The organism is Pseudocitrobacter sp. CD920760 (assembly GCF_057782505.1).
In genome coordinates, this window is sequence record NZ_CM173490.1 from 625,456 (window position 1) to 638,508 (window position 13,053).

General features: G+C 56.1%; 12 protein-coding genes. 8 read left to right on the forward strand and 4 right to left on the reverse strand.

The window, feature by feature from the left end:
* Positions 1–71: 71 nt before the first annotated feature.
* Both AC1MKH_RS02870 and trpS read right to left on the reverse strand, forming a co-directional pair.
* A complete protein-coding gene (locus AC1MKH_RS02870) occupies positions 72–1,010 on the reverse strand; it encodes an HNH endonuclease (RefSeq protein ID WP_276220556.1) in 939 nt (312 codons plus the stop codon).
* A gap of 57 nt (positions 1,011–1,067) precedes the next feature.
* Entirely contained in the window at positions 1,068–2,072 is a 1,005-nt protein-coding gene (gene trpS, locus AC1MKH_RS02875; RefSeq protein ID WP_276220555.1) for a tryptophan--tRNA ligase, read from the reverse strand.
* A 356-nt stretch (positions 2,073–2,428) separates the two neighbouring features.
* On the opposite strand from trpS, the gene AC1MKH_RS02880 reads away from it, so the two are divergent.
* Positions 2,429–2,788 carry a YebF family protein gene (locus AC1MKH_RS02880; protein ID WP_113858162.1) on the forward strand — a complete coding sequence of 120 codons (360 nt, stop codon included), beginning with the start codon at positions 2,429–2,431 and terminating at the stop codon, positions 2,786–2,788.
* Here AC1MKH_RS02880 and AC1MKH_RS02885 read toward each other — a convergent pair.
* A complete protein-coding gene (locus AC1MKH_RS02885; protein ID WP_276220554.1) occupies positions 2,770–4,197 on the reverse strand; it encodes an aminotransferase-like domain-containing protein in 1,428 nt (475 codons plus the stop codon). The genes AC1MKH_RS02880 and AC1MKH_RS02885 overlap by 19 nt on opposite strands.
* A gap of 177 nt (positions 4,198–4,374) precedes the next feature.
* On the opposite strand from AC1MKH_RS02885, the gene AC1MKH_RS02890 reads away from it, so the two are divergent.
* The 7 genes from AC1MKH_RS02890 to bglB all read left to right on the forward strand — a co-directional run bounded on the left by AC1MKH_RS02890 (position 4,375) and on the right by bglB (position 11,587).
* Entirely contained in the window at positions 4,375–4,539 is a 165-nt protein-coding gene (locus tag AC1MKH_RS02890; protein WP_276220553.1) for a DUF1127 domain-containing protein, read from the forward strand.
* 247 nt (positions 4,540–4,786) lie between these two features.
* Entirely contained in the window at positions 4,787–5,254 is a 468-nt protein-coding gene (locus AC1MKH_RS02895) for a MarR family winged helix-turn-helix transcriptional regulator (RefSeq protein ID WP_015966084.1), read from the forward strand.
* A gap of 4 nt (positions 5,255–5,258) precedes the next feature.
* The gene (locus AC1MKH_RS02900) at positions 5,259–6,326 is read left to right on the forward strand and encodes an HlyD family secretion protein (RefSeq protein ID WP_276220552.1); all 1,068 of its coding nucleotides are present in this window, start codon (positions 5,259–5,261) and stop codon (positions 6,324–6,326) included.
* Positions 6,316–7,377: a DUF2955 domain-containing protein gene (locus AC1MKH_RS02905; RefSeq protein ID WP_276220551.1), complete on the forward strand. Its 1,062-nt coding sequence runs from the start codon at positions 6,316–6,318 to the stop codon at positions 7,375–7,377. Before AC1MKH_RS02900 ends, AC1MKH_RS02905 begins: the two co-directional genes overlap by 11 nt.
* Before the next feature lie 74 nt (positions 7,378–7,451).
* A complete protein-coding gene (locus AC1MKH_RS02910; protein WP_276220550.1) occupies positions 7,452–9,122 on the forward strand; it encodes a hypothetical protein in 1,671 nt (556 codons plus the stop codon).
* Between the two features lie 231 nt (positions 9,123–9,353).
* On the forward strand, positions 9,354–10,514 hold the full coding sequence (locus tag AC1MKH_RS02915; RefSeq protein WP_276220549.1) for a PA14 domain-containing protein: 1,161 nt from the start codon (positions 9,354–9,356) through the stop codon (positions 10,512–10,514).
* The gene (gene bglB, locus AC1MKH_RS02920; RefSeq protein ID WP_276220765.1) at positions 10,514–11,587 is read left to right on the forward strand and encodes a beta-galactosidase BglB; all 1,074 of its coding nucleotides are present in this window, start codon (positions 10,514–10,516) and stop codon (positions 11,585–11,587) included. Before AC1MKH_RS02915 ends, bglB begins: the two co-directional genes overlap by 1 nt.
* A 129-nt stretch (positions 11,588–11,716) precedes the next feature.
* On the opposite strand, the gene AC1MKH_RS02925 is transcribed toward bglB, so the two are convergent.
* Complete coding sequence (locus tag AC1MKH_RS02925) at positions 11,717–12,994, reverse strand: DUF445 domain-containing protein (RefSeq protein WP_276220548.1); 1,278 nt, start codon at positions 12,992–12,994, stop codon at positions 11,717–11,719.
* Positions 12,995–13,053 lie beyond the last annotated feature (59 nt).

Below are 13,053 nucleotides of genomic sequence, written 5' to 3' on the forward strand. Positions count from 1 at the left end.
ATTGCTAAGAAATTTGCCTAAAACTCCGAAAACAGACTTTCGACTGAGGTCTAAGAGCTTAGATACTTCACCTAATCCTCAAATACCACACTCCTATGCCACTCCAGATACTCCAGCGATCTCTCCGGAAACGGACTAATCCTCCCCGGCAAATTCAGCGCCTTATACGTTTCATAATCCAGCCGATTGCTGACAATAACGTCACCTTGGTCAGCAAAGGAGATCCACCCCCCATCAAACAACACATCAATATGCGCGGCCAACATGATCCCATTAAACGGATCCAGTCTCTCCGTAGATGTCGCACAATCAGTCCACGGTTTGATATGGCTGGCGCGTAGTAAAGGCTGAAATGCGAAATGAGTGACCGGGCAAGCGGGATAGAGATTCAGGCAGCCAGAGCGGAACTGGCCCTGGCCCAGACGGGCATTGATCAAACGTTGACGCGTTGTCGCATCCAGAGAGGCGTCTTTTTCTAAAAGCGCGATATCGCGCTGAATGATCGTAATCTTACTGGAAGGTTCAGGCATCTTATGCGCGCTAAATCCCAGCTCTTTCATTAACGCTTGCTGATGCTGGGCAGGAATAAATGCGCGGGCGATATCAAAGGCTAACGTATCGATAAAAGAGGGATGCTGCTTCAGAAATGCAAAGCTGGCGTCATCGAACCCGCCAGCCACCTGAAACGCCTTAAGCTCCGACTCTTTTGGTTCACGGGTACCCTGTGAAGAGCAACGCTCTGCATTTTTGAGCTGCCAAAAACCATCGTTACGCAGACGCCAGAACGGCATATCAGTGGCATAAACGTTACGCTCCGGCCCATAGCGCTTCAACAGCTCACGAAGGTTCGGCTTCACCTCGCTGGCATAATCAAACAAGCAGCCATGCCCTTTTTTGTACTGCGAGAGGGCATAAAGCACCAACAGCGGCTTGTTTAATGTGATGTCATCGCCGTATTTGGCGGTTTTCATTGCCAGAACTTTTTGGCTGAGGAACTGTGCTCCAGGCATGGTCGGGTTACCTATTTACGTCATTATTGGCGATGATGCTCGCAAAACGTGCCATATTCAACCCAGCATCGGCAGCCCCAGCCCCCGTTTTACCTCCTCCAGCGTCGCCTGCGTCACTTCCCGCGCTCGCTCACTCCCTTCACGCAATATCGCCATCAGCGCGCCTTTATCCTGAATAAACGTGTTCCGCCGTTCGCGCATCGGCGCAATCAACTCCTGTAAACAGGTTTCCAGTTCGTTCTTGCAAACGCGATCCCCGAGCCCGCCCTGTTGATAGTGTGCTTTCATCGCCGCGACTTTCGCCGTGTCAGGATGAAACGCATCCAGATAAGTAAAGACCACATTCCCCTCCACACAGCCCGGATCGCTTACCCGGAGGTGGTTCGGGTCGGTGTACATTGCGCAAACGGCCTTGTGAATTTCTTCCTCGCTGGCAGAAAGGGTTAGCGTATTGCCCAGCGATTTGGACATCTTGGCGTTACCGTCAATGCCCGGCAGGCGGCTGGTCTGGCTGAGCATCGCCTGGCAGTGGCGCAGCACCGGGGTGCTCAGCAGACTATTCATCTTGTGGACGATCTCATTGGTCTGCTCAATCATTGGCAACTGATCATCGCCCACCGGCACCAGCCCGGCCTTAAAGGCGGTAATGTCCGCCGCCTGGCTGATGGGGTAGACCATAAATCCGACCGGCAACGAACGGGCAAACCCTTTCTGGGCAATCTCATTTTTGACCGTTGGGTTACGCTCAACGCGCGCGACGGTGACAATGTTCATATACAGCACGGTAAGTTCCGCCAGAGCGGGCAGGGCGGATTGCAGGCAGATCGTGGTGAGGCGAGGATCGATACCTGCGGCCAGATAGTCTGCCAGTACTTCAGGAATATTATCGTGGATTTTCTGCGGGTTACTGCCGTTATCCGTTAGGCCCTGAAGGTCGGCGATTAGCACGAACTGTTGATGGTCGTGCTGCAATGCCACGCGCTGGCGCAGCGAACCGACGTAATGGCCCAAATGCAGCGGGCCGGTTGGACGGTCACCGGTGAGGATCGTAGGTTTGTTCATGTGAAGCTCCTTGGCTTAATCAGCCGAAAGGCGCCCCTGAAATGATATAGCCGCCTTTCGGCGGCTATAAAAAATGGGATGAAAATATCCGTGCCGCCTTTAGAAAGGCAGCCACCAACGAGTGTAACGTGAGGTGGAGACGACGGAACTGTTCATGGCTCCATCCTGTCACTATCCATCATGAAGGTCAATATGTTGTACCTCTCCGATGTCGTTCGTATCTGCTACACCTTCTTGCTGAGTGCTGATGGGTAACCTTACTCAACAATACATAAGCGGCGATGAACTTGAGAAAAAGCGCCTTATCATAACCAGCATGATTGGATGGTTATTTACCGCGTTTCAGGAACAAGCTGATGAGAAAAGCACTGCGTAATACTCTCCGGGTTCCGATTCTGCTGGCCCTCTCGGTGGGCGTTTTATTCCTCCTGCTTCCCATTCAGGAGAGCGAATCGGCGACGGAGTGCCGTCGTAGCCTGACCCGGCAGGCAAAAAATCTGGTGCAGGAGGATTACCTGAAGAGCCGTTTTCCTTACTGGCAGATTGAAAAGAAAATGCTGGGTACGCTGACGCCCAACTTAAGCTTTGGCAAAGTGACGATTGAAGACGACGCTTACCACGTGCCGTTCACCGCCGTGGGGCCCGACGCCACGCTTGTGCGCGTCGGGATTATCGATTGTGAACTTCAGGAGATTGATTACGCGTTCGCATCCTGATCCATCGCCCGATGCACGGCCTCGCCGAGCTGTTCCATCACCTGCCGATGCTTCTCCGTGGTGGGCAGCGCGCAGTTGATGCGCAGGCAGTTGCGGTATTTTCCTGAAGCGGAAAACAGCGAACCCGGTGCCACCTGAATCTTCAGGCGGCACAGCTGTTTGGCGACGCACACCATATCCACCACTTCCGGTAGTTCCACCCACAGCATATAGCCGCCGAGCGGGCGGGTAACGCAAATCCCGCAGGGAAAATACTGACGCAGCCAGCAGGTGTAGGTTTCCATATTGTTCTGATAAATCTGCCGCATGCGCCGGACGTGGCGGTGATAGTGTCCCTCGCGCACAAAGGTCGCTACCGCAAGCTGCGTGGCGGGTGGCGTGGTGCCGCTCGATGCGTATTTCATGTGCATCACCCGGTCACGATAGCGACCCGGTACAATCCAGCCTACCCGCAGGCCCGGCGCCACGGTTTTGGTAAACGAGCTGCACAGCAGTACGCGGCCATCAATATCGAACGAATGAATGGTGCGCGGGCGCGGGTACTCCATCGCCAGTTCGCCGTAAATATCATCTTCAAAAATCACAATATCGTGGCGCTGCGCCAGCGCCAGCACCGCGCGTTTACGCGCTTCCGGCATGATAAAACCGAGTGGGTTATTGCAGTTGGGTACCAGAATCACGCCCTTGATCGGCCACTGTTCCAGCGCCAGTTCCAGCGCTTCGATGCTGATACCACTTTCGGGATCGGTCGGGATTTCAATCGCTTTAATGCCAAAGCCGCGTAGCAACTGCATGGTGCCGTAAAAAGTCGGCGATTCCACGGCGACGATATCGCCAGGTTTACACACCGCCAGCAGGGCAATCGACAGCCCGCTATGACACCCGCTGGTGATGACCACATCGTCGGCGGTCACGATTGACCCGCCATCCAGCATCAGGCGAGCCACCTGTTCGCGTAGCTCGCGTCGCCCGGCCAGCTCATCGTAGCTCAGAATTTCCGTCGGATGGTGCTGCACCACGCGGCTCATCTCGCGCCACAGCGGTTTCAGGCTGGGCTGGGTGACATCCGGCGAGCCGCCGCCAAAGAGAATAACCTCTTTATCGCGACGCGCTTCCAGCATCTCAAGCACCTGATCCCACTGGGTAACCTCCACCGGGCGCTGCACCGGGCGGCTCATCGCCGGCACCGGTGGCTGCGCTTTACGCGACGCCACGAAATAGCCCGAGCGCGGCTGTGGTGTGATCAGCCGTAGCGTTTCCAGCGTCTGGTACGCCTGCTGAACGGTGCTGATGCTGACGCCGTGTTCCTGACTCAATGTGCGCACCGAGGGCAGCTTTTCGCCCGCACGATACAGGCCCTGCTCAATACGTTCTGCCAGAAGATTGGCCAGATGTTGATAACGCGTCATGCTGTATTCCTCGGTGTCACCATACAGATCGCAGAACCCGTACAGATGGAGGTGAAAACTGCCGTGCAGATCCCTTTTTAGACCATCTGTATGTTAAAGAAAAGTTATTTGTGAATCTGTATTGCAGTGGTGCTTTTTGGCGAAGATAAAGCCTCTGGCAACGCGTGGAGGTGCGATATGGAATTTTACGAAAACCGCTCAAAAAGGCCGTTTATCGGGCTGGTGTGGCTGTGGCAGGCGCTACGAAAATGGTACGACCGCGAGCGCGCACGCCGCGTGCTCGACGGGATGACTGATGCGCAGCTGAAAGATGTCGGGCTGAGCAGGGATGATTATCGGTGAGGATATCACCCCTCACCCCGGCCCTCTCCCGCAGGGAGAGGGAGAAAACCAGCTCAGTTCTGTAAGACACGCACAATCCATCCCCTCTCCCTTGAGGGAGAGGGTCAGGGTGAGGGGGAAAACCCCGCACCATCCCGCCAACCATCCCACCACTGTTTTTCACATTCAATGCTATCCATCCCGCCGTTTCTTGATACTTACCATGATAAGTATTATCTTCCTCAAGGTAATCACTGAGGAGTTCGCCATGACTGAAGATGAATTGTTTGCCCGCAGGCCGATGGGGATGCGGATGGCGATGGTTGTTCGCCAGTGGCGGGGCATCATCGATCGGGCGATCACCGACACCGGGTTAACGCAATCGAGCTGGACGGTGCTGATGCAGCTTCAGCAACTGGGCGACAATGTGTCAGTCAGCGAACTGGCGGAAGTGCAGGGCATTGAACTGCCGCCGCTGATGCGCACGCTGACGCTGCTGGAACAGCAAGGTTATCTGCTGCGCACGGTGTCGCCGTATGACAAGCGTATTCGCCTGCTGACGCTCACGCCGGAAGGTCAGGCGGTGCTGCAACGGCTGACGCGGGTTATCGAAGATTTCCAGACCCGCGTTTCCGAAAACATCCCGCCGGAACAGATCGCTCTGTTCAGCGAAACCCTGAATCACATTGCCTGCAATTTGCGGATGCTCCGCGAAGAAAATAATAAAACCGAATAACACCATGATGACGCCAGAACAGAAATTTGCCCGCTGGGTAAGGGTCAGTATTGCCTCTTTCCTGCTTATGTTTGTCTATTTTATCATCGCCGATATCTGGATCCCGCTCACGCCGGATTCTACGGTGATGCGCGTGGTGACGCCGACGTCGTCGCGCGTCTCCGGCTATGTTGCGCAGGTGTATGTGCACAACAACAGCCAGGTGAAGAAAGGCGACCTGCTGTATGAACTCGATCCGACACCGTTTGTGAATAAGGTGGAAGCCGCGCAGATTGCGCTCGAACAGGCGAAACTGAGTAACCAGCAGCTGGATGCGCAGATCGTCGCCGCGCAGGCGAATCTGAAAACCGCGCAGTTCACCGCCCGCAACGATCGCGTGACCTACGAGCGTTACCAGCGCTTAAGCACGATGCAGAACGTTTCGCAGTCGGATCTCGATAAGGTGCGTACCACCTGGCAGACCAGCGAACAGTCGGTGAGCGCGCTTAACGCGTCCATCCATAACCTGCAAATTCAGCGTGGTGAGCGCGATAACCATCGCAACGTCACCATTCAGAAATACCAGAATGCGCTGGAAGAGGCGCAGCTTAATCTTGGCTGGACGAAAATCCGCGCCGAAGAAGACGGCACGGTGAGTAACCTGCAATTAAGCCCTGGCCTGTATGCCAGCGCCGGGACGGCGGTAATGGCGGTCGTGAACGATCATACCGACATCGTCGCCGATTTCCGCGAAAAAAGCCTGCGTCACACCAAAACCGGCACCGATGCCGCCGTGGTGTTTGATGCGCTACCTGGTAAGGTTTTTACTGCAAAAGTAACCAGCAGCGACGCCGGGATCTTAGCCGGTCAGGAAGCGGTAAACGGCCAGCTTTCTCAGCCGGATACCTCCACGCGTTGGGTGCGTGATGCCCAGCGTATGCGCATTCACGTGGCGCTGGATGAACCGCTTGCGCAAACACTGCCAACCGGCGCACGCGCCACCGTTCAGCTCTATAACAGCGATGGACCGTTCGCCCGTTTTTTCTCCGGGGCGCAAATTCATCTTGTGAGCCTGTTGCACTATGTCTATTAAAACACTCGCTCAGGTCTTCACGCCGCACGGCAATATCGTCTACACGGCGAATGATTTTCGCCAGACGTTGCGCACCGTGTTCACCGGTATGACGGCGCTGAGCATCTCCACTTTCTTCGATACCCAGTATGGCGTGTTCTTTGTCGTCTTCCCCATTCTGCTGGTGTCGCTTGTTCCGGTCTTCAACGGCCATATCGCACGGCAGTTTTTGCTCAGTGCGGTGCTGAACTGCATCGAAATGGTGATTATCGTCGGCTATCTGATTGAATGGCCGCTGATCATGACGATTGTCGTTTTCGGCATGTATGTGATGCGTTTCCGTTTTATGAGTAAGGGGCCGCTGTTCCTGTTCGGCTCGATGGGCGTGGTGTGTCAGAGCGTAATGCTCAATTTTATGAGCTACCCAACCACCAACTGGCACACGCTGCTGTTCTCTAATATGGAGGCCAGCGTCATGGCGGTGGCGCTGAGCGCTCTGTTCCACTATCTCATTCCCGATGTTGAACCGCGTAAGCCGCCGCCGCTGATTGAAAAAGACGCCGCGCGCGTGCGTCATGAATCGCTGCTCTCAGGCACTGTGGCAACGTTGCTGTTTATCGTCTTTCAGATAAGCGATTTACAGGATTCATTGTCGGCGCTGATGGCGGGGATCTTAATTCTCTTCCCGATGCACTATCGCGGTTCGGTGGTCAGTTCCCTGTGGCGCGTGGTCGGCGTGGTGCTTTCGTGTCTGTATATTCTGGTGGTGCAGCTGATTTTGTACGATCACAGCAGCCACATGATTCTGATGATGCCGCTGATTGGGCTGGGCCTGGCATTCAGCGCGCGAATGCACGTGATGGAAAAAGTGGGCGCAGGCGTCGGTTTTGCCAGCATTACCACCATCGGCATTATGTTTGGCCAGAACCTTCAGCCGGACCAGGATCTGGTCTTCAGTGACATGTACCGTGTTACGTCTGTTACCGTTTCGTTATTAGGAACGCTCACAATGGTGTTTCTGGTGCACCGAATTTTGAACTGCTTCCAGGCAACGCGTTTTATTGTGAAGTAGCGCACTTCCGGTCCCAGACGCTGTGCCGCGTTTGTGCTTAGAATAGCTCCCCCCGCAATGGATGGAGAAGGACGATGTGGCAAACGCGCGCGCTGGAACTCAATAATCAGGAGTTCTGGAACTGGGATAAAGCCCGTGAATTAGTGAAGTGGGCCATCAATCACAACTTCAATACGGTGATTGTCGGCCAGGCTAATTTGTTCGACAAACTGGTCTCGCCAAAAGGCTTTACGCCGCATCAATACAATGATGGTCTCTCCAGCCATCAGCGCGCTCGCTGTGTTTACCTCAACCGGCTGGCCGGTTTTTGCCAGCAGCACGGCCTGAAATTTTACCTGCAGGCCAAAGAGTTTAGCTTCCCCGTTGACCTGCTGGCGGCGCACCCCGAACTGCTGAATAAAAAAGGCGGCGTGCATTTTGACGCGGAGTTCTGGTGCCGCTATCTGGCGGATAAAATGACCCTGCTGTGTCAGCGTATTCCGCTGATGAGTGGGCTGCTGGTGGCGCTTTCAAATACAGACGGTCTGCTGCCTATCTCGCGCCCTAACTGGGAACTTACCGGGCACGACGATCCTTCCCCTCATATCGATCCGCGCAGTTTATCGCTTTACAGTCAGTGCTTTAGCGCGATGGCGAGGGCGGTGATGCGCGAAGGCAAGCACCTGGTGCTGCGTGCGTTTCCGGCGGGCAATCACGATATCAGCAACGTTCTGGAAGCGATCAGCACATTACCGGAAGCCGTCTCAGTCTCGATTAAAATCACCCCGGAGCGTTTCTGGCCTAATTTTCCCAATAACCCGGCGCTGCAAGCGGTACAAAACCGCGACGTGTGGGTCGATCTCGATCTGGTTGGTGAAGAAGTGGGTTGGGGGATTTTCCCGTTCCCGCGCATCGACGAGTTGCAGGGGCGTTTGTTGTGGTGCCGGGGGAATCCGGCAATTCGCGGCGCGGTGTGCAAAGCCAGCTGGGAAGGCGTGGATAACCACTGGATTATGGGCTCGTTGAGTGAGTGCAACCTCGTCGCCTGTAGTCAGTTGCTGGCCCATCCTGAAAAAGCAGTAACCCGCACCTCGCTGATGATGCATTGGCTGGATGAATGTTACGGCTGGCGTCCGGACGACGAGACGTTCACTGAATTTCAAACGCTGTTAGAGCAGGCCGGGCAGGTACTCTACCGCGCCATTTATGTACGCGACCACGTTTTCCACCGCCACAGCCAGGTGCCGGAAAGCTACGGGCAGGGCGTCTGGAGCCTTTATGGCCAGCTCAACCGTAACCACTGGCTGCCGGGCTCTGAGCGTGATATTGCCTTCAGCCCTCACGATGTCGCGACCGCCGGGCGTAATTTGTCGTTGATTGCCAAAGAAAAAGATGAAGCCTGGCAGGAGGCGCAAACGCTCCAGGCCGAAGCGCTTGGCTTCGCGCAGCGCGCGGCATTCCCCCATGCGCTGGCTTGCCGCTGGCAGGAAGAGTGGCAGGGGTTTGCCCTTTACTGTCAGCTGTTTATGCATGCGCAAAAGGCCTTTTTCACGCTGCACTACGCCACGGTGGTGGAGAATAACTGGAGCATGCGCGAGATTTGCCAGGTGAATATTCAGGAGCTCTACCGCTGCGCCGTTGAAATGGACACATTTTGCGCGAAGCATCCCGAAGCATCGCCAGGCATGCACGTTATCTTTGACGCATCGCGCGTAAGAGCACTGGCAGACAGCCTGCATCATCAGCTGACTCAGCTAAAAGCGTGATTAAGATCACATCATAAAACGGCGGATCGCGGAATAAATGCGATCCGCGCCGTTTTCATCCCCTACGGCAAACAGCAAAATGTGATGAAAATCTCATTTGCCGCCCCGCGCAGCGCTGGATTGTGAATCCCCAGGCAGATCCATAAAACCTCGCGTTCACTCACATAGCCCCAACGCCCCTGAATCCTGATGATACGGCGCTAACACAAGCGTAGTGAGTGAGGAGACAACATGAGGCTGGCAGCGGGTGACGCAGTAATGCGTTTTGCAGTTTCAGCGCCGCACAATGAGCGGTTTGCTGAGTTTTACACGGGTGAAACCCTTGATGCGTCAAATGGATACGTGGTGACGGAGGATGCCGGGCCGGAACAGACCTCGTTCTGCCGCCGCGTATTCTGCGATAGCACCGCCCAACGCGCCGTGCCGCTTACCCGCGCGTTGCCTGCCAGCCACACCATCCAGGCGGACGAAAGCGGGACGGTTCACTTATCGGTATTTAAACCGATCGCCACCCACAGCCAGCGCTGGCTGTACGTTAACCTTCATGCTGATAAATCGGGTGAGTACGCTTTTCAACTGGCGACCTGCGGCGGCATGCGTATCTGGGTTAACGGTACACAAGCCGCCCGCTTCACGCCTTTTACCCGCAACAGGCTGCAAATTTGCCAGGTTAACCTGCCGCTCCAGCAGGGGAAGAACTCGCTGTTTATTCATCTTGAAGAACTTTGCGAACGTGATACGCAGTTTGTGCTGCGGATGATTTATCAGGGCAAGGAGCCGATCGACGCACGGCTGGCTGAACAGGACGACGCACTCCCGTTGTATCAACGCCCTACCACAGAACGGCACGAGGATGAAGGTCGTGCGCTGCTTACACGGCTCAAATTGGGGAAAGCAGACGAGCAGGCGCAATCGCTGCTGGTGCGCCTGTTACAGCGTGTCAGCGCCCGGGAAGAGGGCTCAAGCTCTGCGCTTATTTCGCTGCTGTGGGTCTGGCATGACTATCACGGTGAAATTTTTGCGCCGGTGCTGTGGCGCCGCGTGCGTTCGGCGATAGTAGGTTATCGCTACTGGTTTGATGAACTGGGCAACGACGTCATGTGGTTTACCAGTGCAAGCAATGCCTTAAGCTTCCACACCGCGCAGTATCTTGCAGGGCAGATGTTCCGCGATGAACGCTTCACCTCCTCTGGTCGCGATGGGCGCGAACAGCAGGAAATCGCCGCGCAGCGCCTGGCGTACTGGTCGGTAAACGTTGCCCCGCAGGACGACGCAGCGCCCAGCCTGCTCGCGTTGTCGCAGCTGGCGGATGACGCGGGGCTTCGCGCTCGCGCACAGCGTCTGCTGACCAGCGATCTTTCTCTAACGTCCTCACAAGCAGGAGCCGCATGATGCGCCACGCTGAATTACATCAAACTCTGGAACAGGTTGTGCAGGGATTCTGCCGCCTGAAAAATATCGGCGAAGTGAGCAGCGGCGAAGGGTTTGCCATCAACTTCGAAGAGTGGGAATGGGAAGTGGGCGTCGGCCTGTACGGTTTCTGGCAGTATGCGTTATCGCAGAATGATGCCGGGTTGCAGCAGTCGATTCTGGCCTGGTATGAAGGACAGCTGGCGAAGGGCCTGCCTGCGGTACAAATCAACACCACCGCGCCGATGATCGCGCTCTCGCTGGTGGCCGGGCACACGGGCCGTGAAGATCTGCTGAAGGTCGTCAACGACTGGGCGGATTCTCTGCTGCAAACGCTGCCCAAAACGGAGGAGGGCGGTTTTCAGCACGTCGTTAAAGAGCAGCCGAACACCGGGCATTTGTGGGATGACACGCTGTTCATGACCTGTCTGTTCCTCGGCTCGGCGGGTGTGGTACTTAAGCGTAAAGACTTGATTGACGAAGCGTCATATCAATTTTTGCTGCATACCCGCTATCTCAGCGAACCAGCCAGCGGCCTGTGGTATCACGGGTGGACGTTCGTCGGTCAGCATCACTTCTCGGGGGCGTTCTGGGCGCGGGGTAATGCGTGGATCACAGTGGCCATCCCGGAATTCATCGCTCTGCTCGGCGACAGCCTGGACGCCAGCGTGAAGCGCTATCTCTCGCAGGTCGTGGCGCGGCAGGTGAAAACCCTGTGCCAGATGCAGGCTGAAAACGGCATGTGGCACACGCTGCTGGACGATCCGCTCTCGCCGCAAGAATCGTCCGCCACGGCGGGGATCGCCTACGGCATGTTACGCGGCGTGCGGATGGGAATTCTGGACGCTGACGTTGCCGGTTCGGCGCTACGAGCATGGGACGCGTTGCGCGATCGTATTGATGAACGCGGGATCGTGCTGGAAGCCTCGAAAGGAACGATGGTAGGGCCGGATCTGCAATATTACTGCGATATCGAAATGGCCCCGGTACCGTACGCGCAGGCGCTGATGATGCTGCTGTTGCTGGAGTTGCAGCAGGGGGAGTGGCTGGCGTAATTGTACCGGATGGCGGCTACGGTGCGGCTTTTTGCCGGATGCGGCTGCGCCTTATCCGGCCTACGGGGCGGCGATCTGTAGGTCGGATAAGGCGTAGCCGCCATCCGACACCGCAGCGTTCACCGCCGCCTAAATCAGCGCCGGTATCTGCGACAACAGCCACAATACCAGCCCAATCGTCCCGCCGACCAGCGTGCCGTTGATACGAATAAACTGCAAATCCTTCCCGATATTGAGCTCGATCTGACGCGACATATCGCGCGCATCCCAGCTCTTCACCGTGTCGCTAATATGGCGGGTAAGGAAGGCGGAAAACTCCGGCGCCACGCGCATCGCGGCCTGTTCCAGATGGTTGTTGAGCGACTCACGCAGTGCGGCGTCGTGAATCAGCGTCTCACCAAACCACTGCCCGGCTTCGGCGATCCGCGTCTTCACCCGCGAATCGTCAGAGGCCATATCGTCCTTAATCCACTGGCGATAATCGGCCCAAATCTGCCCCAGATAGCGGTTAAACGCTTCATCATTTTTCAGATAGCTTTTGATATTCTCGGCTTTGGCTTCCATCTCCGGCGACGTTTTCAGATTCTCAATAAAGCGGAAAATCACCCGATCAAACGCCTGGCGAATCTGATGATGGCGATTCTCGGTAATATCGTCGAGCACCGAGTCCACCGCATCGGCAACCAGATCCGCCCCCTGATCGCCCAGCCACTCCGTCGGCAGCAGCCGCGCTTTGATCGGATGCTCCTGCTCCATCCAGTGCACGATCATCTGCGCGATCACATCGCGCGTGCTCTCCTTACGCAACAGCGCAATCAACTGCGCCACCAGAGAATCGAGCAGCTTCTGATGGCGATTATCTTTGGTCATGCTTTCGAGGATCACCGCGCTGGTCTGGGTGAGATCGACCTTATCAATCGCCTTATGCACCGCGCGTTTCAGCAGCCCCTGCACCCGTGAATCATCCGTAAGCTCAATAAAACCGCTCATCACCTTCACCAGGTTTTGCCCCACGCGCGCGGCGTTCTCCGGCTGGCTGAACCAGTTGCCAATGAGCAGCGCCGGTTCGTGCCGGCGAATCAGCGCAACCAGCGATGGCGTGTCGAGGAATTTCTCCTGCACAAACTGGCCGAGATTGTCGCCGATTCGGTCCTTATTGCGCGGAATAATCGCTGTATGTTGCGAGATAAACGGCAGCGGCACGCGACGAAACAGCGCCACTACCGCGAACCAGTCCGCCAGCGCGCCGACCATCGCCGCTTCGGAGATAGCCTTCAGCGCGCTGACCCACCGGGAAGGCGGCAGCATCAGCGTGGTCACAAAAATGGCTGCGGCAATCAGCAGCAGCGACAGCGCCAACAGCTTGGCGCGTTTAAGCGAAGTGAGTTTTTCCATAGGGGTAAGCATATAACCTGGCGGCGAGAACGTCATGTTAGCTGCTGAAGTTGCTTGTGAATTTACGAGAA